Origin of the sequence: Lentzea flaviverrucosa (genome assembly GCF_003350445.1) — a bacterium.
Taxonomy (GTDB): Bacteria; Actinomycetota; Actinomycetes; order Mycobacteriales; family Pseudonocardiaceae; genus Lentzea; species Lentzea californiensis.
The window spans coordinates 431,414-450,089 of the sequence record NZ_QQAU01000007.1 but is presented as its reverse complement, the minus strand read 5'-3'; the positions used below and the strand labels follow the sequence as shown (position 1 = coordinate 450,089).

Genomic DNA, 18,676 nt, shown 5'->3' with positions numbered 1-18,676 from the left:
TACCGTCCGGCTTCAGCGGGTATGCGACTCCCATGAGCAAGCACAGGGTTGTCGTTGTCGGAGGCGGGTTCGGCGGGCTGGGCGTGGTGCGCGGCCTGAAGCGCGCGGACGCCGAGGTCACGTTGATCGACCGCACGAACCACCACCTGTTCCAGCCGCTGCTGTACCAGCTGGCGACGGCGTTGCTGCCCGCCGGCGACATCGCGCCCTCGTTCCGCGCGATCCTGCACAGGCAACGCAACGCGCACGTCCTGCTCGGTGAGGTCACCGGCTTCGACACCGCCGCCAAGCGCGTGCACGTCGACCTGCCGGACGGCAGGTCCAGCCAGGTCGAGTACGACACCCTGGTCGTCGCTGCGGGCTCGCGCGACAGCTACTTCGGCCACGACGAGTGGGCGGAGCACGCGCCGCCGATGAAGACCCTCGAACAGGCCGTCGACCTGCGCTCGAAGCTGCTCCGGGCGTTCGAGACGGCGGTGTCGGCCGCGGACCCGAAGCAGTGGCTGTCGTTCGCGGTCGTCGGTGCCGGACCGACCGGCGTCGAGCTGGCCGGACAGCTCGCCGACCTGGCGCGCAGGGCGTTGAAGGGCCAGTTCCGGGAGATCGACCCGCGTGATGTCCGCATCACGTTGATGGACGCCGTGTCGCACGTGCTGCCGCCGTTCTCGGCGCCGCTGCGCGAGCACGCGCGGGTGAAGCTGGAACGGCTCGGCGTCACGGTGATGACGAACGCCATGGTCGCGTCCATCGACGCGGACGGCCTGACGACCAAGGACGGCGACCGGGTCGAAGCCCGCACGATCATCTGGGCGGCCGGGGTGCAGGCCTCGCCGCTGGCGGGCAAGCTCGCCGAGGCGACCGGCGCCGAGACCGACCGCAAGGGCAAGATCATCGTGAACCCGGTCGACTGCTCGGTCACCGACGACGTCTTCGCCATCGGCGACATGGTGAACCTGAACGACCTGCCCGGCATCGCCGAGCCCGCGATCCAGGAGGGCCACCACGTCGCCCGCGTGATCAAGGCACGCCTCGACGGGCGCAGGGCCAAGCCGTTCAAGTACCTCGACCTCGGCACCATGGCCACGATCTCGCCCGGTGACGCCGTCGCGGACATCAAGAAGCTGCGGCTCAAGGGCCTCATCGGCAAGGCGGCGTGGGCGGGCGTGCACATCGCGTTCCTCGTCGGCTGGCGCAACCGGGCCGCGGTGCTCGCGCAGTGGGCGTGGAACCTGCTCACGGGCCGTCGCGCGCAGCCGATCATCCTGGAGCCGATGCAGGCGATCGACCGGCGCGAAGGTTTGGCGGCGGGTAACCGGAAAGCGTGAACACGGAGCTGCTCAGCATCTACCTCAACGACCACCTGACCGGGGCGATGGCGGGCACCGAGCTCGCCCGCCGCATCAGCCGCACGCACCCCGAGCTGCGGGTTCTCGCCGACGACATCGAGGCGGACCGCAAGGAGCTGCTCGACTTCATGCGCCAGGCCGGTGTCGAGTCGCGTCCGCACAAGGAAGCGCTCGGCTGGCTCACCGAGAAGGCGGGCAGGCTCAAGCTCAACGGCAGGGTGCTCGGCCGGTCACCGCTCAGCGACGTCCTCGAACTGGAGACCCTGCGCGTCGGCATCGAGGGCAAGATCGCCCTGTGGCGGACGCTGCGGAAGCTGAACAGCTTCGACGACACGCGGCTGGAGCGCCTCGCGCACCGTGCGGAGAGCCAGGCCGAGCTCGTCGACCAGTACCGGCTGAACCGGGTGCCGCAGGTGTTCAACTCACCGACCGTGTCCGGTGTGGACGTCGAGCGCACCTTCACCGTCGCGTCCACGCCCGAGGGCGTCGTCGAGTACCTGCGCGACTTCTCCCGCGCCGAGCAGTGGGATCCGGGCACCGTGTCGTGCACGCGCCTGGACGACGGCCCGGTCGAGGTGGGCTCGCGCTGGCGCAACGTCTCGTCGTTCCTCGGCCGCAAGACCGAACTCGTCTACGAGCTGACCCGTGACGACGCGAGCGGCCTGCAGTTCGTGGGGCGCAACGACACCGCCACGTCGACCGACGACATCTCGATCACCGCGGGGGACACGCCGGGTACGGCCAGGATCGCCTACCACGCACACGTCGAGTTCAACGGGCTCGCGAAGTTCGGGGCACCCGTGGCGAAGCTCGCGCTGGAGAAGCTGGGCAACGACACCGAGAAGAACCTGATCCGCGTGCTCGGGCCCGTCCGCTGACTCCGTCGCGGCGGATCCGGTCCACCGGTAAAGGCAAAGGAAAAACGCAGGTCAGGCCCGATTCCGCCGTTCGAGCGTGATCCCTAGACTCCCTCGGGCCGGTAGGTGAGACAGGCTCTTCCTCCTGCCGCCGCCGGCTTGGACGCAGAGGGAGTACTGGGGTGTTCGAGAACAACGTCACCAGGCGCGGCTTCGTCACGGGCGCGGCCGCGGTCGCCGGTCTCGCCGGCCTGTCCACCATCGCGCCGGGGCTGGCCGGTGCCGCCCCCATGCCCAACGACCAGCACTCGCCCGCGGAGATCGAGGCCGCCGAGGCCGGCGCGCTGGCGATGATGACGTTCCAGAAGATCGACGGCACTCCCGTCTACTACTGGCGTTCCAGCCGCGGCAACACGACCGCGCGCAACTGGCAGGCCACCGACGCGTTCTACAACGCGCTCGTCGCGTGGATCCGCGACCTGCGTTCGCTCTCGTCGAGCTACGGCTCGATCAGCTACATCGTCTCGGCGGGCTTCTACGTCAACAAGGCGGGCCAGCACGGCGCCGGCACCGCGATGGACCTCGACCACGTCCGCTGGTCAGGCGGCAACGTCACCTCGCCGCTCGACCAGCACCACGCGTCGGGCAGCGCCGCGCTGCGCAAGCGCTACCTCGCGACGGAGGCCGTGACCCGCCGCCGGTTCCGCTACGTGCTCGACGGCTGGTACAACGCCGACCACCGCGACCACATCCACGCCGACTTCGGCGGCATGCCGGTCCGCGTGCTCAAGGACTCCGAGGCGGACACCAAGTTCGTCCAGGGCACCTGCAACAACTTCCGCGGCTCGGGCCTCGCGATCGACGGCATCTGGGGCCCTGCCACGACGAGCGCGTTCAACGGCCTCAAGTCGGCGCTCGGCGTGACCGGCGACCCGCACACCAGCACCTCGGTGTGGCAGGGGATGCTGTCGAAGATCGCGACCAAGGGGTTCGCGAACCAGAACATCTGATCTGCGTCAGCAGGAACCGGCAAGGCCGGAGCCCATGCCTCCTGGGCTCCGGCCTTGCCGTGCGAGGGCGCCGTTCAGCTGACGTGACGGACTACTTGGGGCACTTCTTCCAGTTGAAGTGGTAGACGGTCTCGATCGAGCCGTCCGTCGAGTCCATGGCCATGAAGCTGGTCTTCTTCGGGTCGGACGTGCCCTTGTCCACTCGCAGCTCGGTGTTGATGTTGAAGTTCCGCTTCGCGCCGCACGGGTGGTAGACGATCGAGGCGATGTCGGTCTTGTGGGTGACCTGCCAGCTGTCGCTCAGCGCGCCGCTCCAGGTCTTGGACCGCTGGTCGTTGTCCGACATGCCCTGGAAGTAGTAGCTCGCCTTCTGCGTGCCCTTCGCCCCCTTTTCGAGGTGGGCGAATCCTCTGTAGTCGGCCTGGGCGATGCCGTAGGTGAATCCGCCGGGAACGTTCACCTTGAGGTTCAGCTGGCAGTTCTTCCGGAAATCGGTCGGCCGCGACTCGGGGCCCACCTGCGCCAGGTAGTCGCTGTAGGTGACCGTGAACGCCTTGTTGTCGGGGGAGACGGCGACGGCGGCCGTACCGGCGCGACAGCCGGAGCCGATGACCGTGACGACGTCGATGGTGATCTGGCCCGGCGGGGGCGGGTCGGCGACCGGGGGAATGACGATGGTGGACAGAGCCAAGCCGGCTGCGGCCATCATGCTGATCATTGCGACACCTTTCCGAATGTGCAGGACAGTTCGGGCGGCGTGGTACGAGACCGTATCGGAAAGGTAGTTGACGAACCGTCCGCCAAGCAGCCCAACATCGTGGGCGAGAGCACCAAGAATTGTTTTCGCCGGGCCGGGTGAATTGGCGCCCAGGATTGACGCGAAGCGGTTATTTCTGGGTTGCGAAGTCCATAGGTGAAGCGTCCACCGCTATGAGAGCGCGCACACGACAAAGGCGCATCCGCGGCTGGATGCGCCTTCGGGTGAAACCGGTTCTAGCGCTGGTGGCCGTTGCCCATCGAGCCACCGAGGCCGAACAGGATGCGCTGGATGAGCTCGGGATCGACGTCCGGCTCGTCGCCCAGCGCCTCCGCGGCGGGGGAGCGGCGCTTCTCACGCCGGGGCAGCGGCACCGCGTTGGCGTTCACGCCCGTCGGCAGGGCCAGCTCGCACCAGATCAGCTTGGTGCCGTTGCCGAGCTGCAGCTCGCCGGTGCGCAGGTCCGGAGACGTCGGCGGCATGATGAACCGGGCCGCCTCCAGCTCGACGACGAGGTAGTCGCCGCTCAGTCGCAGTCGCAGCGTGATCAGCCGCGACGTCTTCGGATCAGCTGACTCGATGGCGGCTTCGACCAGCGCACAGGCGACGGCCGAGCACTCCGCGGTCATGTTGCGCAGGCGCCATTCACCCAAGGTGAAGCGCACGAACAGATCCGCGCAGTTCACCGCGGTGGGCAGCGCGATGAGTGTCAGGTCGTCGACCTGGGCGGTCTGGGTGTTCGCCTGCATGCTGCCTCCGATTCGCGTGCGGCGCGCGACTCCGCGACAGTCACCCGAATGGCCGTCACGGTGAGCGGGAATCTACATGGGTATACGCGGGAAGCAATGGTCCGGTTGACTCACCCGTCAAAAGTCACGTGTGGGTCACGAAGAGGAGGCCCGTTGCTCACTGTGAGTATAGCGCTGGGCCCCCTCTGTGATCATCTCGGGTCAGCATCGCTTCCAGGCGAACTGATAGCGGGTCTTGACGCTCCCGTCCGTGGAATCCATCGACACGAACGCCGGCTGGTTCGCCGAGTTCGTGAATGCCCGCAGCTCGGTGTTCACGTTCAGGTGCCGCACCGCGCCGCACGGGGCGAACACGATCTCCGCGACGTCGGTGGCGTCGGTGAACTGCCAGTTGTCGCTCGTCGGTGCCGCGATGTCGTGCGTGCTCGTTCCCGTGGACGGCGAACCGGCGAAGTAGTAGCTGGCGCGCTGCACGCCGCGCGCGCCTCTGGGTAAGTGCGCGAACCCGCGGTGGTCTGCCTTCGCGATCCCGAACGTGAAGCCCTGCGGGTAGTGCACGCGCAGGTTCAGCTGGCAGTTCTTGCGGAACTGCGTCGGTGCCGACCCGGAACCGGCCTGGGCGGTGTAGTCGCTGTAAGTCACCGTGAATGACGTGTTGTCGTCGGAAGCCGCCACCGCGGCCGTTCCGGCGGGACAGCCGGAACCGTTCACCGTGACGACGTCGACCGTGATTTTGCCGGGCGGAACCACATCGGCCGTGCTCGGCGCCTCCGGGGCGACGAGGAGGGAAAGTGTCAAACCCGCGGCTGCCATCGCACTGAGCATGAGTTGCCTTCCGAATTGTGCACGGATGGCGGCGTGCGGGTGACGCTATCTTAAATTCACTTAAGTCGTGGACGACCGACCGGGCGAACTTAAATATATTTAAAACAGATTAATCGTCTGAATGGAGGATTGGGGACGATCGGCGGTCGGCTAACTTCATGTCAGATCGCAAAAACCGATCCGACCCAGACCGACTGAATACGCTGGTCCCCACACCTGGCGCCGAGAGCCCCGGCTGATCCACCTCGTTACACCGGTGTGGGAAAGGCAAGCGCGCACTGCTCATCGGGTTCCTCCCTCCTGCTCGGGACCTGGTGGTGCGGCAGCGGTGCCGCGCAGCCGGCCGGTGCCCGCCGGCGGCGCTGGACCCGTCCCACGGTCCGGCGCCGCCGGCGGTGTTCGTCTTTCGGCCCCCACAGGGGTCCTAGAGCCTCCGGAGCCTCAATTGCACGCGTGCACCGCCCAGCGGACCGCGGTCGACGTGGAGAGAACCTCCCGTGGCCTCCGCGGCACGGCGGGCGATGTCGAGGCCCAGCCCGGTGGAACCACCGCCGCTGGCGCCACGCCGCACCGCCTGGGCGGAGTCCGCGATGCCCGGACCCGCGTCCTCGACCACCAGCGCCACCAGATCTGCCTGGTGCACCAGCGTCACGGCGAACCGCGTGCCCTCCCGCGTGTAGCGGAAGACGTTGCCCAGCAACGCGTCCAGCGCGGCCGCGAGATCGGCTCGGGACAGCGGCACGGGGGCGGGCCGGTCGGCGCCGCGCACGGTCCAGGGCCGTTCCTGGTCGTCCGCGAGCGCGGACCAGAACACCAGCCGGTCGCGCACCACCTCCGCCGCGTCGGCGCCGCTGTCGTCGGGCTGCAGGCCGGAGCGGGCGATCTTGATGATCTCGTCGACCTCCCTCTCGAGGCCCTGGACGGCCTCCCGGACGCGGTCCGCCCCCGGACCGTTCCCGAGCGTGTCCGCGTCCAGGAGAAGGGCCGTGAGAGGCGTTCTGAGGCGGTGCGAGAGGTCGGCGACCACCTCGCGTTCGGCGGCGAGCAGGTGCCGGACGCGTTCGGACATGGCGTTGAAGGCCTTGCCGACCTCCTCGAACTCCGGTGGCCCCTTCACCGCCACACGTGCCGTGAGGTCGCCCTGGCCCATCCGGCGCGCGCCTTCGGCCAACGCCCTGGTGGCTTTGACGGCCCGTGCGCCCAGGCGGTCGGCCACGAGCACCGAACCGGCGACCAGGCCGACCGCGACTCCCGCCAGCACCCACCAGGTGCCGATCACGCCGTGGGTCAGTTGCTCGTGCGGCACGAACGCCTCGACGATCGCGATGCCGCTCTCGCTGGTGGCCAGCGGTTGCAGGTAGGCCACGCCGTCGGGCTTCTCGACCGTGGACGCCGTCGCGAGCTTCTGGGCCTTCTGCAGGTCCGCGGCGGTGATGTGCGAGGAGCCGTAGGTGGTGGCCGGAACGCTGAGGTGCACGGCCAGCCGCTGCTGAGCGCCGTACCGGGTGCTCCTGATCACCTGGCGGATCTCCTGCGGCTTGCGCGTGATCAGCAACGTCTGCGTCATCGCGTTGGCCTGCTTCTCGGCCTCGCTCAGAGCGCGGTTGTACGCGGAGTTCTTCACGACGATCGCCAGCGGGATGAGGAACGCCAGCGCCACCATGCTGGTCGCCGCGAGAGCGACCAGCACCAGTGACCGCCTCATTGCGGAGCGACCATGCGCACGCCGACCCCCCGCACCGTGTGCAGATAACGCGGCTGCGCGGCTCGCTCACCGAGCTTGCGGCGCAACCAGGACAGGTGGACGTCGAGCGTCTGGTCGTCGCGGTGGGACGGCCAGAGGCTGGCGAGGATCTCCGCCCGCGGCACCACCTCCCCCTGCCGTGCCGCGAGGTAGGAGAGCAGCTCGAACTCCTTGTGCGTCAAGGAGAGCTCCTGGCCGTCCACTGTGGCCCTGCGGAGGTGCACGTCGATCTCCAGGCCGCCGATCACGAGCTGCTTGTTGTCGCGCGCACGCCGCAGCACCGCCTGCAGGCGGGCTTCGAGGTGCTCGCTGGAGAAGGGTTTGACGAGGTAGTCGTCCGCGCCCGCGTTGAGCAGCCGGACGATGCCGGCCTCGTCGTCGCGGGCGGTCGCGATGACCACCGGGGTGTTCGTGACGCCCCGGATCATCCGCAGCGCGTCACCGCCGTCGAGGTCGGGGAGCCCGAGGTCGAGCACCACGACGTCGTAGTCGTTCGCGGTGACTTCCCGCAAGGCCTCGATCGCGAGCGCGACACCGTGCACGATGTGGCCCTGGCCGGTGAGAGCGCGGGTGATCGCCGCCCGCACCACCGGGTCGTCTTCGACCAGCAGTACTGATGCCATGAGCCGCTACAGGAGGATTGCCGCAGTGAGACGGTCCGTCGGATACCTGGTCGCCTGGGCGGTGGTGACCGCGGTCGCCGTCGGCCTGTCGTGGTTCGGCATCCGGTGGGCGATGGAACCCGCGCCCATCGCCGTCGCGGGAGTTGCGACGGGTTCGGCCGTGCTGCCGATGCCGACCATCACCTCGCTGACCGTCCCGGTACCCGAGCCCGGTGCCTCCGCCGGCACCCCGCCTCCGCCTGTCACGCCTTCGTCCACCAGGCCTCCTGTCGTCACCACGTCATCTGTTCCGGCTCCTCCCAGTAGTACGGATGCGCGTCCCCCCTCGGCTCAATCTCCGCAGGGGGAATGGCAGGCGGACGGTTCCTACGTCCACGCGTTCCACCTGCGGGGCGGTGACGTGGTCGTGCGCTACCGGCCGCAGGGGGTGCAGGCGCTGTCGGCCACACCCTCGGACGGGTACTCGGTGTCCGTGGAACAGCCCGGCGGGCCGCTGGTGGTGAACTTCCGCAACGCCGCCGGCCGGTTGTCCAGGCTGGAAGCGACCTGGGACAACGGACCGACGGCGAAGGTGATCGAGCAGTAGAGCGGAATCTTGCGGCCGACCTTTCAGGCCACGGCGCTCGCTAGAGGCCGATGGCCTTGGCGATCTGCGTGGGCTTGAGCACCCGCAGGATCGCCTCGTACAGGTAGTAGTCGCCGTACGGCAGCGAGATCTCCACACCGTCCTCGGACGGGCGGTTGCGGGTGCCGCGGGCCAGGATCGCCTCGGCCCGCGCCGACCTGGTCGTCAGGCAGGTGGCGACCAGGCCGTCGAGGATCCTCAGCGCCCGGTCGCGGTAGCGGCTCGTGCCGGTGGCCTTGGCCAGGTCGAGCAGGCCGCACGCCATGATCGCGCCCGCCGACGAGTCCTTGATGTCGTTGACGCCCAGCGGCGAGCGGTAGTCCCACACCGGCACGCCGTCCGGGGTGAGCACCGACAGCGCGTAGTCGGACATCTTGCGTGCGGTGTCGCGGAACTCGCGCAGGCCCGTGCGCCGGTACATGGTCGTGAAGCCGTAGATGCCCCACGCCTGGCCGCGCGCCCAGCAAGACGTCGGGCTGTAGCCCTGCACGGTGTTCGGGCCGATGGCCGCGCCGGTGTCCGGGTTGAAGTCGAACACGTGCGGGGTCGAGCCGTCCGGGCGCAGGAAGTGGGTCTGGGTGGTCCTGGCGTGGGCGATCGCGATGTCCAGGAACTTGCGGTCGCCGGTCTGCTCGGTGGCGAACGCGAGCAGGTCCAGGTTCATCATCGTGTCGATGATGACGCGGCCCGCGTTGCCCGGCGTGCCTAGCCTGCCCCACGCGCGGATGAACTTGCCGGTGGCGTTCCAGCGCTGGATCAGCGTGTTGGCGGCGTCGATGGCGCCGTCACGCCACTTCGTGTCGCCGGTGAGCCGGTACGCGGTGACCCAGGAGGGGTAGAAGAGGAACCCCAGGTCGTGGTCGCGCGGGTCCAGGCGCCGCGGTGCCAGCCGGTCGTTGGCGGCCTCGGCGAGCGCGCGGAACTGGGCGTCGCCGCTGTCGAGGTGCGCGAGCCACAGCGTGCCCGGCCAGAAGCCGCCGACCCAGCCGCCATCGGCGACGTAGGTCCACTTCTCGGCCCTGGTGATCTCCGGGAACGAGGTGATGCCGGGGGCGACCGCCTTGAGCTTCGTGTTGCCGTAGTCGAGGGCCGCACGGAGGGTGGCGGGCGAAGCGGCTGCTTCTCCCGCACCGATGGCCATGCCTGCTCCGGAGAGCAGGGGAGTGGCCGCCGCGGACGCCAGAAGGGTGCGTCGAGACAGATTCACGAGACCGTCCAGTCCCTTTCTTCGTCTTGCGCCCGGCGTCACCCTGCCAGATCGGATCAAGGAATGTAAAGGTGCGTCAAAAATTGATTCTTTCGTCTTGTCCGATGCCGCTGAACAGCGTAAAGGCGGATGTCGAGGTTGATCAGATATATGAACTTCCTGGATTCCGACGTTGTAAAACTAATTGTTCACCCTTGTGAACAATTCGGTGTTCAGGTGCGGAAGAGAACGGCGTCGAGGTGGCGCGGGCTCAGGCCGTGGCGCCGCTTGAACGGTGCGTTGCCCCGGCCGCCCTCGAGCGTGGAGAGACCCAGCCGGATCGCGAGCCGGACCGACTCGGCGAACAGCGCGCCGTACGGGCTGTAGTTGCCTTCCACGCCGTAGTCGACGCCGCAGGTCCAGGTGTGGAAGCGGGTGGCGTCGGTGAGGCAGACGCCGGCCGCGACGAGCCTGCCGCGCTGGCGCACCTCGATCACGTGCACCAGGTCGCCCAGCGCCGCCACGAACCTCGCGAAGGTGGTGCCGGGGTGGTACCCGTTGTCCTCGAAGCGGCTGGCGGTCTTGGCGCACAGCAGGGTGATCTCGTCGAGCGAGGCGTGGTCGACGGGGAGGGCCTCGACGGTGACGCCGGCCTCGGCCGATCTTCGTTCGTTGCGGCGCAGGTTCGCCCTGGCCCGCAGGCTCAGGCCCGCGAGGTACTGCTCGTAGGTGGTGAGGCCGGTGGCCCACCGGTCCGTCAGGTGGCGTGCGGGCAGGCCGGCCGCGCGCAGTGCCTGCGACAGGGTGCCGCCGCGCTGGACGTTCATGAACCCGCACCAGCGCGCACCGAGGATCGACGCCGTGCGGATCATCGAGTCCAGCAACCTCGGCAGCACCTGCGTGGTGGCGGGCACGTGCGCGTCGTAGCAGTGCCAGGTGTGGCTGAGCAGCGCGGGCTCACCGACCGCCTCCGGGTAGACCTCGTGCAGGAGGCGCAACGGGTTCGCGGCCGTCTGGAGGTAGGCGGGCATGACGGCCACCGGTGTGCCGCCGTCGCGCGCCACGAAGTACGCGAACGCGTCGACGGTCGTCAGCGGGGACTGTTCGTAGGCACTGACGAACGCGTGCCGGTAGAACACCGGTGCACCTGCCTGGCGCACCACCGAATCCCAATCGGCAGAATCGATTTCCCTTATGCTGTTGGAGAATTCGACGTGCACGCACTCACTGTACGGCTTGCCAGACGGCGAAGGGGACGTCGATCTCGTCGCGGCTCAGGCCACCGTGCTCGTAGCGCACCGAGGGGTCCGGGAGGGGGAACCGCGGCGACGCGGCCACCGCGACGACCGGCCCGGCCTCGGGTTGCGGCAGGCCGAGATCGGTGGCGTGGTGGATGGTCGCCGTGTCGCCCAGAGTCGTTGCCACGCGGTCGAAAACGACCTCCAGGCGGTCGGCCTTCGGGTAGAGCCAGCGCATGCGCCCCGCGCCGCCGGAGGGGATGACGCACTCCTCGCGCACGATCGCGTCCCAGGCCTCGACGAGTTCCGGATCGGGGTCGACGGGCACCATGCCGTGGTCGGAGTGCGCCACGACGGTCCAACCCTGTGCGGCCCAACGGGAAGCGTGCGCGTCCAGTCGGAGCATGGCCTCGTGCACCGACTCGTCGTAACCGTGGCGGTGCACGTGGTCGTCGATGTTGACGTACGTCCAGAGGAACCGGGCGTCCTTGAGCGCCTTGTCGAGATCCGCGACGACGTTGGCGACGAGCAGCGGCGGGTCCTCGGACTGCGCCACGAGTTTGTGCCTGGCGGGCGCGGGTATCCGGGTGCACCCTCGAAGCAGTGCCTGCGCCCAGGTTCCTTCGAGGAGGTCGAGTTCGCGGGCGAGCACGGTCGCGCCGTGCCTTTCGAGCACCGTCGGCAGCGCGGGGATCGCGGGCATGCCGTTCATGGCGTGCACGAGCCCGGATCCGTTGCGGTACACCGAACCCGGCACCCGGTGGACGTCGGCGGGAACGCCGGTCAGCGCCGTCAGCAACGCCGACGCGGACGTCGGCGGCACCGTCGAGGACAGCGTGGCGATGGAGGCCGACAGCCAGGACTGTTTGGCCACGTCCGACGAGAGACCGTCGACCGCCAGCACGATCACGCCGGAATGTGCCTTGCCGAGGGCGTGTTCGAGCCGGGAAGGTATCTCCGCCAGTGACATTCGGTGACTGTAACGCATCTCATCGGGTCAAGATTGCTCGTTCGGGGCCTGAGTTCCGCACAATGACTGCCGATGGGGTAAAGAAGACTTGGTAGAAGGAAGGTGGCGGATGGCGGTCGGAGTTCTGGACGTCGGGTGCTTCAGCGCACACCTGGTGGTCGTGGAACGAGACCTCATGCGTCCGCTGGTGTCCCACAAGGTCCGGCTGCGGCTGGACCGGGAACTGGACGCGGACGGAGCCATCAGCCGCGAGGGCGTCGAGTCGCTCTGCGCCGCCGTGCTCGCCGCCCGCAAGAAGGCGGGCGACACCCAGTTCCTGCCCTTCGCCACGTCGTCCGTGCGTGATTCGGCGAACGTCGACGAAGTCATCCGCAAGGTGGCCAGACGCACCGGCGTCGAGCTGAAGGTGTTGTCGGGCAAGGAAGAAGCGCGTCTCTCGTACGCGGCGGCCCGGCACTGGTTCGGCTGGAGCGCGGGTCCCATGGTCGTGCTGGACGTCGGCGGTGGCACCGTCGAACTCGCCGCCGGTTCCAGCGCCGAGCCGGAACGCGCGGTGTCGTTGCCTTTGGGGGCAAGGACTCTGACCCGCACCGGTCTGACCGTCACGGAGATGCGCGTGGAGGTGGCGCAGCGCCTCGAGTCCGCGTTCCCGTGGGGTGAGAGCGCTCACGCCGTGGGGTGCTCGAAGGTGTTCGAACAGCTGGCCCGCCTCGCCGGCGCCCGCAACGGCACCTACGCGCCGCGCCAGTTGCGGCTCAAGGACCTGGAGAAGTGGATTCCGCGGCTCGCGAAGCTGTCGGTGCGCGAACGCGCGGCTCTACCGGGGATCTCGCGCCACCGGGCCCAGCAGTCGCTGGCGGGCGCGGTGGTCGCGGAGGGTTTGATGAAGGTCTCCGGCCACGACGTCGTGGACATCTCGCCGTGGTCCACCAAGGAAGGGCTGCTGCTCTCCCTGGTGGAACGATCCCGGGCGCGGAGCTCGTCAGCCGCGTAACGCGGTGACGGCGTCCTCGAGGTCGGCGAACAGCAGCAAGAGCTGGTCGACCGCGGTCATCTGCAGCGGACGCAGGACGATCCTGCTGTCGCTGACGACGCCGAGCTTGATGCCGAGCTCGTCCGCCTGGTGCTGTGCCTCCACCAGCGTGCGGATGCCCTCGGACCCGAAGAAGCGGACTTCCCGCAGGTCGACGACCAACGCGGGTGGCTTGCGGTCGAGCAGCTCGGCGAGCCTGCTGGTCACCGGTGCCGACGACATCATGTCGATCTCGCCGGTGAGAGCGACGATCGGAATGGACTGGACGTAGGTAGTTCTCTGCCTGAGTTGGTTCATAAGACTCCCGTCCGCACCGACCGTACGCGCCACCTCCGGACGCCCACAACCTGAAACGTTCGGAGCCGCGGCTACACGAGCAGGAAAGCGCGGGTCAGGAGCATCGCGGCCACCAGCAGCGCGAAAAGGACGATGATCGCGATCACTATTCGTCCGGCGGTCGCCTTGGGCGGAGTCCGTTCGTGGTGGGACAGACCCGCGGTGGTCGACCCGGAGTCCGGAGGGGTTTCTCCTGGGTTCACCCCGCCGCCGGGTTCCTTCCCAGGCGTGAGGTCGGGTTCGGGGTCGGGCGGAAGAGCGGTCATAAGGGTGGAGGTACCCCGTTTTCACGCTTCTAGCTGAGCCCAGACCACTTTCCCGCTGTTCTGCGGTTTCGTGCCCCACTTCACGCTCAGCGCCTGCACGAGCTGCATGCCGCGCCCGCGCGGGCTGCTGGGATCGACCGGTCTCAGCTGGGGCTGCGCCGGCGACTCGTCGTGCACCTCGACGAGCATGCCGCCCGCCTTCCGGCTCACGACGAGTGTGATCGGGCCCTCACCGTGGTCGATGCCGTTGGACACCAGTTCGGTGACGACGAGCTGCGCGTCGTCGACGAGATCCTCGGACAGCCCCCACGACGCGGCGGCCTCGCGCACCACCTGACGTGCACGAGCACACGAACCGCCCTCGGCGGTCAGGATCACCCGCACCTCTGCCAGTGGGTCGTTCAACACAAAGCGCATCGTCGCACATCCGGCGCGTCGTTCGGATCTTTCAGCCCCCCGGTGGTCGCATGGTCGAACGTCGTGCTGCACGATTTGGGTCGCACGAGTCGGGCGTGGCGAAGGGAACGGCGACGATGGAGCTCAACGTCGGCAGCGATGTCCAGCGGGGATGGCGAGTGCTCGCCGTCGCCGGCGAACTGGACATCGACACCGTCCCCCTGTTGTCGGCCAGGCTCGACGAGGACGTGACCGGGGCGCACGCGGTGCTCGACCTGGCCGAACTCGCGTTCATGGACTCGACCGGGCTGGCACTGGTGCTGGACTGGCACCGCCGCCTGGCCGAGGCCGGCGGGCAGCTGAGGATCGCCGCCGCCCAGGCGCCGGTCCGGCGGTTGTTCGAGCTGGCCGACGTGGCCGAGGTGCTGAGCCTGCACGAGTCGGTGGACGTGGCCGTGCAGGAGGCGGTGGACTCGGCCCGCTGAGGCCGCGTCGCGCGGAAGGGCGGCCGGTCTCCGGCTTCGCCCCGTCCGCGCGGGCCCGTCGAGTGCCTCAGGCCTCCGCCGACACGCCCAGGTAGTAGGCGATCAGGCGGATGAGGTGCTCGGTGTCCACCGGTTTGGTGACGTAGTCGGTGGCACCCGAGGCCAGGGACTTCTCGCGGTCGCCCTTCATGGCCTTGGCCGTGACGGCGATGACCGGGAGGTCGGCGTAGCGCTCCATCGCGCGGATCGCCGAGATCGTGGCGTTGCCGTCCAGCTCGGGCATCATGATGTCCATCAGGACGATGGCCACGTCGTCGTACTGCTCGAGGGCCCGCACGCCCGTGATGCCGTTGTCGGCGAAGATCGCCTCCAGGCCCACCAGCTCGAGCACGCTCGTGAGCGCGAAGACGTTGCGCAGGTCGTCGTCCACCACGAGGACCTTCTCGCCGTGGAAGCGGATCGAGGCCGAGGCGGCCAGCACCGGCGCCGGGGTGACGATCGGGGTCGGTTCCGGCAGGACGATCGTGTCCGAGACGACCTTGCCCAGCGGCAGGCACAGGGTGAAGGTCGAGCCGATTCCCGGCTCTGAGCGGACCCGTAGCGCGCCGTTGAGCAGTTGTGCCAGCTCACGGCTGATGGACAGGCCCAGGCCCGTGCCGCCGTACTTGCGGGACGTGGTGCCGTCCGCCTGCTGGAAGGCCTCGAAGATGACGGCCAGCTTCTCGGCCGGGATGCCGATGCCGGTGTCGTGCACGTCGAACGCCACGGTGGACGGGTCGTCCATGCGCACGTGCAGGCGGATGCCACCGTCATGGGTGAACTTCACCGCGTTCGAGAGCAGGTTCCTGAGGATCTGCTGAAGACGGTGTTCGTCGGTGTGGAGGGTCTCCGGCACGTTCGGGTCCACGCGCACGGAGAACTCGAGGTTCTTCTCGGCCGTGAGCGGCAGGCACAACGTCTCGACGTAGCGGACGAGCTCGTCCAGGCGGACCGGGTCCTCGTGCAGCGTCATGTGGCCCGCCTCGACCTTGGTGAGGTCGAGGATGTCGTTGATGAGCTGCAGGAGGTCGGAGCCGGACGAGTGGATCGTGCGGGCGAACTCGACCTGCTTGGGGTTGAGGTTGCCGTCGAGGTTGTCGGCGAGCAGCTTGGCCAGGATCAGCAGCGAGTTCAGCGGCGTCCGGAGCTCGTGGGACATGTTGGCCATGAACTCGGACTTGTACTTCGAGGCCGTCTGGAGCTGACGCGCGCGGTCCTCCAGTTCCTCGGAACCGGCCCTGAGCTCCGTCGTGAGGCGCTGGGACTCCACCAGGAGGGCATCGGTGCGGGAGTTGGCCAGCAGCGTGTTCACGTTGACGCCGATGGCCTCCTTGAGCTGGTCCAGGAGGTCGAGGTGGACGTCGGAGAACTCGTTGAGGGACGCGAGCTCGATCACGCCGAGGGTCTCGCCCTGGAACAGGACCGGCAGGATCACCAGGTTCACCGGGGCCGACTCGCCCAGCGCCGAGGAGACGGTCAGGTAGCCGCCGGGGACCTGGGTGACCAGGATCGTCTTCTTCTCCAGCGCCGACTGGCCCACCAGGGACTCGCCCATGGCCACGTGGGTGGTGCGGGCGGTGTCCAGGCGGAAGCCGTAGGTCGCGGTCAGCTCCAGCGAGTGCTTGGACTCGTCCTCCTCGATCTGGAAGAACGCGCCGTGGTGGGCGCTGACCAGCGGCGTCAGCTCGCTCATGATCAACGACGCCAGCGCGCGCAGGTCGCGGTGACCCTGCATCAGACCGGACAGGCGCGCGAGGTTGGTCTTGAGCCAGTACTGCTCGCGGTTGGCGCGCGTGGTCTCCTTGAGGTTCGCGATCATCTGGTTGACGTTGTCCTTGAGCTCGGCGAGCTCGCCGGACGCGTCGACGGTGATCTGCCTGGTCAGGTCGCCCGCGGTCACCGCGGTGGCGACGGCGGCGATGGCGCGGACCTGGGTGGTCAGGTTCGAGGCGAGCTGGTTGACGTTGTCGGTCAGCTTCGACCACGTGCCGGCCACGCCGTCGACCTCGGCCTGGCCGCCGAGCTTGCCCTCGGTGCCGACCTCGCGGGCGACGCGGGTGACCTCGTCGGCGAACGAGCTGAGCTGGTCGACCATCGTGTTGATGGTGGTCTTGAGCTCCAGGATCTCGCCGCGGGCCGAGACGTCGATCTTCTTCGTCAGGTCGCCCTGGGCCACCGCCGTGGTGACCTGGGCGATGTTGCGGACCTGGTTGGTCAGGTTGTCCGCCATGAAGTTCACCGAGTCGGTGAGGTCCTTCCACGTGCCGGCGACACCGGACACGCGGGCCTGGCCGCCCAGGATGCCCTCGGTGCCGACCTCGCGGGCGACACGGGTGACCTCGTCACCGAACGCGCGGAGCGTGTCGACCATGCCGTTCAGCGTCTCGGCGAGGGCCGCGACCTCGCCCTTGGCCTCGACGGTGATCTTCTTCGAGAGGTCGCCGTTCGCGACGGCGGTGGCGACGGCGGCGATGTTGCGGACCTGGTTGGTCAGGTTGTCCGCCATCAGGTTGACGTTGTCCGTCAGGTCCTTCCACGTGCCGGCGACGCCCTGCACGCGGGCCTGACCGCCCAGGCGGCCGTCGGTGCCGACCTCGCGGGCGACGCGGGTGACCTCCTCGGCGAACGAGCTGAGCTGGTCGACCATCACGTTCAGCGTGGACTTGAGCTCCAGGATCTCGCCGCGCGCGTCGACGGTGATCTTCTGCGACAGGTCGCCGTTCGCGACGGCGGTGGCGACGTGCGCGATGTTGCGGACCTGGTTGGTCAGGTTGTTCGCCATGAAGTTGACGTTGTCGGTCAGGTCGCGCCAGGTGCCCGCGACGCCCGGCACCGTCGCCTGGCCGCCCAGCCTGCCCTCCGTGCCGACCTCGCGGGCGACGCGGGTGGCCTCGTCGGCGAACGAGCTGAGCTGGTCGACCATCGTGTTGATCGTCGTCTTGAGCTCGAGGATCTCGCCGCGGGCGTCGATCGTGATCTTCTGCGTCAGGTCGCCCCGCGCGATGGCGGTGGTGACCGAGGCGATGTTGCGGACCTGGGTCGTCAGGTTGTTCGCCATGACGTTCACCGACTCGGTCAGGTCGCGCCAGGTACCGGCGACGCCGGGCACCTGCGCCTGACCGCCCAGGCGGCCGTCCGAACCGACCTCACGCGCGACACGGGTGACCTCGTCGGCGAACGAGCTGAGCTGGTCGACCATCGTGTTGATCGTGGACTTGAGCTCGAGGATCTCGCCGCGCGCGTCGACGGTGATCTTCTGGGTCAGGTCGCCGAGCGCCACCGCGGTCGTGACCTGGGCGATGTTGCGGACCTGGGTCGTCAGGTTGTCCGCCATGAAGTTCACGTTGTCGGTCAGGTCGCGCCAGGTGCCGGCGACGCCGGGCACCTTCGCCTGGCCGCCGAGCTTGCCGTCCGTGCCGACCTCGCGCGCGACACGCGTGACCTCGTCGGCGAACGACGACAGCTGGTCGACCATCGTGTTCAGCGTGTTCTTCAGCTCCAGCATCTCGCCGGAGACGTCGACCGTGATCTTCTGCGTCAGGTCGCCGGTGGCCACCGCCGTCGCGACCTGGGCGATGTTGCGGACCTGGTTGGTCAGGTTGTTCGCCATCGAGTTCACGTTGTCGGTCAGGTCGCGCCAGGTGCCGGCGACGCCGGGCACCTTCGCCTGGCCGCCCAGGCGGCCGTCCGTGCCGACCTCGCGGGCGACGCGGGTGACCTCGTCGGCGAACGACGACAGCTGGTCGACCAGGCCGTTCACCGTCGAGCCGAGCGTGGCGAACTCACCGCGCAGCGTCTGGTCCGACATGCGTTTGGTCAGGTCGCCCTCGGCGACGGCGGCGAGCACGCGGCTCAGCTCCGTCGTCGGCCGCATCAGGTCCTCGACCAGGCCGTTCACCGAGTCCGCGATCAGCGACCAGCCACCGGCGGTGCCCGCGGGCGCCACCCGTTCGGTCAGCCGGCCCTCCTGGCCCACCGCCTGGCGGACCCGGCCCAGCTCACCGGCGAGCCACTGGTTCCGTTCCGCGATCTCGTTGAAAACGTCCGCGAGGGCCGACACGGGCCCGTTCCCCGGCACGACGAGCCTGCGGCGGAAGTTGCCGTCACGCAGATCTCTCATGGCGGAGAGCACCCGTTCGAGGGTCGCGTCCGTCTCTTCGTTGGCCGTGGTCACTCCAAGCCTCCGTGCCT

General features: G+C 68.7%; 19 protein-coding genes. 6 read left to right on the top strand and 13 right to left on the bottom strand.

The window, feature by feature from the left end; genetic code table 11:
* The first annotated feature begins 32 nt into the window (after nt 1–32).
* The 3 genes from DFR72_RS24275 (at nt 33) to DFR72_RS24260 (ending at nt 3,213) form a co-directional block, all read left to right on the top strand.
* Nucleotides 33–1,325, top strand: a complete 1,293-nt coding sequence (locus tag DFR72_RS24275; protein WP_211335508.1) for an NAD(P)/FAD-dependent oxidoreductase — start codon at nt 33–35, stop codon at nt 1,323–1,325.
* Nucleotides 1,322–2,224, top strand: coding sequence for an SRPBCC family protein (locus tag DFR72_RS46400; RefSeq protein WP_245983421.1), 903 nt, complete (start codon nt 1,322–1,324; stop codon nt 2,222–2,224). The genes DFR72_RS24275 and DFR72_RS46400 overlap by 4 nt, the downstream gene beginning before the upstream one ends.
* Before the next feature lie 161 nt (nt 2,225–2,385).
* Entirely contained in the window at nt 2,386–3,213 is an 828-nt protein-coding gene (locus DFR72_RS24260) for an extensin family protein (RefSeq protein WP_090065019.1), read from the top strand.
* A gap of 91 nt (nt 3,214–3,304) precedes the next feature.
* Here DFR72_RS24260 and DFR72_RS24255 read toward each other — a convergent pair whose 3' ends face one another.
* The 6 genes from DFR72_RS24255 to DFR72_RS24230 all read right to left on the bottom strand — a co-directional run bounded on the left by DFR72_RS24255 (nt 3,305) and on the right by DFR72_RS24230 (nt 8,169).
* A complete protein-coding gene (locus tag DFR72_RS24255; protein WP_090065018.1) occupies nt 3,305–3,931 on the bottom strand; it encodes a DUF4360 domain-containing protein in 627 nt (208 codons plus the stop codon).
* Between the two features lie 275 nt (nt 3,932–4,206).
* Nucleotides 4,207–4,719, bottom strand: coding sequence for a histidine kinase (locus tag DFR72_RS24250; RefSeq protein ID WP_090065017.1), 513 nt, complete (start codon nt 4,717–4,719; stop codon nt 4,207–4,209).
* A gap of 201 nt (nt 4,720–4,920) precedes the next feature.
* Nucleotides 4,921–5,544 (bottom strand): DUF4360 domain-containing protein, encoded by a 624-nt coding sequence (locus DFR72_RS24245; protein ID WP_090065016.1) that lies wholly within the window; start codon nt 5,542–5,544, stop codon nt 4,921–4,923.
* Nucleotides 5,545–5,968: 424 nt separating this feature from the next.
* On the bottom strand, nt 5,969–7,249 hold the full coding sequence (locus DFR72_RS24240; RefSeq protein WP_090065015.1) for a HAMP domain-containing sensor histidine kinase: 1,281 nt from the start codon (nt 7,247–7,249) through the stop codon (nt 5,969–5,971).
* Nucleotides 7,246–7,911, bottom strand: coding sequence for a response regulator transcription factor (locus tag DFR72_RS24235; RefSeq protein ID WP_090065014.1), 666 nt, complete (start codon nt 7,909–7,911; stop codon nt 7,246–7,248). The genes DFR72_RS24240 and DFR72_RS24235 overlap by 4 nt, the downstream gene beginning before the upstream one ends.
* Before the next feature lie 6 nt (nt 7,912–7,917).
* Nucleotides 7,918–8,169, bottom strand: a complete 252-nt coding sequence (locus DFR72_RS24230; RefSeq protein ID WP_114773744.1) for a hypothetical protein — start codon at nt 8,167–8,169, stop codon at nt 7,918–7,920.
* A 142-nt stretch (nt 8,170–8,311) separates the two neighbouring features.
* Here DFR72_RS24230 and DFR72_RS24225 point away from each other — a divergent pair, with 142 nt between their 5' ends.
* Nucleotides 8,312–8,497: a hypothetical protein gene (locus DFR72_RS24225; protein WP_090065012.1), complete on the top strand. Its 186-nt coding sequence runs from the start codon at nt 8,312–8,314 to the stop codon at nt 8,495–8,497.
* Between the two features lie 40 nt (nt 8,498–8,537).
* Here the strand turns inward: DFR72_RS24225 and DFR72_RS24220 are convergent, their stop codons facing one another.
* The 3 genes from DFR72_RS24220 to DFR72_RS24210 form a co-directional block, all read right to left on the bottom strand.
* The gene (locus DFR72_RS24220) at nt 8,538–9,743 is read right to left on the bottom strand and encodes a glycoside hydrolase family 88 protein (protein ID WP_425459913.1); all 1,206 of its coding nucleotides are present in this window, start codon (nt 9,741–9,743) and stop codon (nt 8,538–8,540) included.
* A 212-nt stretch (nt 9,744–9,955) separates the two neighbouring features.
* Nucleotides 9,956–10,882, bottom strand: coding sequence for a GNAT family N-acetyltransferase (locus DFR72_RS24215; protein ID WP_143086688.1), 927 nt, complete (start codon nt 10,880–10,882; stop codon nt 9,956–9,958).
* A 64-nt stretch (nt 10,883–10,946) separates the two neighbouring features.
* Nucleotides 10,947–11,930, bottom strand: coding sequence for an alkaline phosphatase family protein (locus DFR72_RS24210; protein ID WP_090065009.1), 984 nt, complete (start codon nt 11,928–11,930; stop codon nt 10,947–10,949).
* A gap of 109 nt (nt 11,931–12,039) precedes the next feature.
* On the opposite strand from DFR72_RS24210, the gene DFR72_RS24205 reads away from it, so the two are divergent.
* Complete coding sequence (locus DFR72_RS24205; protein WP_090065008.1) at nt 12,040–12,924, top strand: Ppx/GppA phosphatase family protein; 885 nt, start codon at nt 12,040–12,042, stop codon at nt 12,922–12,924.
* Here DFR72_RS24205 and DFR72_RS24200 read toward each other — a convergent pair.
* The 3 genes from DFR72_RS24200 to DFR72_RS24190 form a co-directional block, all read right to left on the bottom strand.
* The gene (locus tag DFR72_RS24200; protein ID WP_090065007.1) at nt 12,913–13,260 is read right to left on the bottom strand and encodes an STAS domain-containing protein; all 348 of its coding nucleotides are present in this window, start codon (nt 13,258–13,260) and stop codon (nt 12,913–12,915) included. The genes DFR72_RS24205 and DFR72_RS24200 overlap by 12 nt on opposite strands.
* Before the next feature lie 71 nt (nt 13,261–13,331).
* Complete coding sequence (locus DFR72_RS24195; RefSeq protein ID WP_090065006.1) at nt 13,332–13,565, bottom strand: DUF6480 family protein; 234 nt, start codon at nt 13,563–13,565, stop codon at nt 13,332–13,334.
* Between the two features lie 21 nt (nt 13,566–13,586).
* Nucleotides 13,587–13,973: an ATP-binding protein gene (locus tag DFR72_RS24190; protein ID WP_245983419.1), complete on the bottom strand. Its 387-nt coding sequence runs from the start codon at nt 13,971–13,973 to the stop codon at nt 13,587–13,589.
* A gap of 104 nt (nt 13,974–14,077) precedes the next feature.
* On the opposite strand from DFR72_RS24190, the gene DFR72_RS24185 reads away from it, so the two are divergent.
* Nucleotides 14,078–14,446: an STAS domain-containing protein gene (locus tag DFR72_RS24185; protein WP_245983417.1), complete on the top strand. Its 369-nt coding sequence runs from the start codon at nt 14,078–14,080 to the stop codon at nt 14,444–14,446.
* 67 nt (nt 14,447–14,513) lie between these two features.
* Here DFR72_RS24185 and DFR72_RS24180 read toward each other — a convergent pair whose 3' ends face one another.
* Nucleotides 14,514–18,659 (bottom strand): HAMP domain-containing protein, encoded by a 4,146-nt coding sequence (locus tag DFR72_RS24180; RefSeq protein ID WP_090065004.1) that lies wholly within the window; start codon nt 18,657–18,659, stop codon nt 14,514–14,516.
* Nucleotides 18,660–18,676: the final 17 nt, after the last annotated feature.

Excerpts from the sequence above, each read along its gene's own strand:
- DFR72_RS24235 (WP_090065014.1), bottom strand. The coding sequence starts at position 7,911 with ATGGCATCAGTACTGCTGGTCGAAGACGACCCGGTGGTGCGGGCGGCG.
- DFR72_RS24250 (WP_090065017.1), bottom strand. The coding sequence starts at position 4,719 with ATGCAGGCGAACACCCAGACCGCCCAGGTCGACGACCTGACACTCATC.
- DFR72_RS24245 (WP_090065016.1), bottom strand. The coding sequence starts at position 5,544 with ATGCTCAGTGCGATGGCAGCCGCGGGTTTGACACTTTCCCTCCTCGTC.
- DFR72_RS24200 (WP_090065007.1), bottom strand. The coding sequence starts at position 13,260 with ATGAACCAACTCAGGCAGAGAACTACCTACGTCCAGTCCATTCCGATC.
- DFR72_RS24195 (WP_090065006.1), bottom strand. The coding sequence starts at position 13,565 with ATGACCGCTCTTCCGCCCGACCCCGAACCCGACCTCACGCCTGGGAAG.
- DFR72_RS24240 (WP_090065015.1), bottom strand. The coding sequence starts at position 7,249 with ATGAGGCGGTCACTGGTGCTGGTCGCTCTCGCGGCGACCAGCATGGTG.
- DFR72_RS24210 (WP_090065009.1), bottom strand. The coding sequence starts at position 11,930 with ATGTCACTGGCGGAGATACCTTCCCGGCTCGAACACGCCCTCGGCAAG.
- DFR72_RS24275 (WP_211335508.1), top strand. The coding sequence starts at position 33 with ATGAGCAAGCACAGGGTTGTCGTTGTCGGAGGCGGGTTCGGCGGGCTG.
- DFR72_RS24255 (WP_090065018.1), bottom strand. The coding sequence starts at position 3,931 with ATGATCAGCATGATGGCCGCAGCCGGCTTGGCTCTGTCCACCATCGTC.
- DFR72_RS24205 (WP_090065008.1), top strand. The coding sequence starts at position 12,040 with ATGGCGGTCGGAGTTCTGGACGTCGGGTGCTTCAGCGCACACCTGGTG.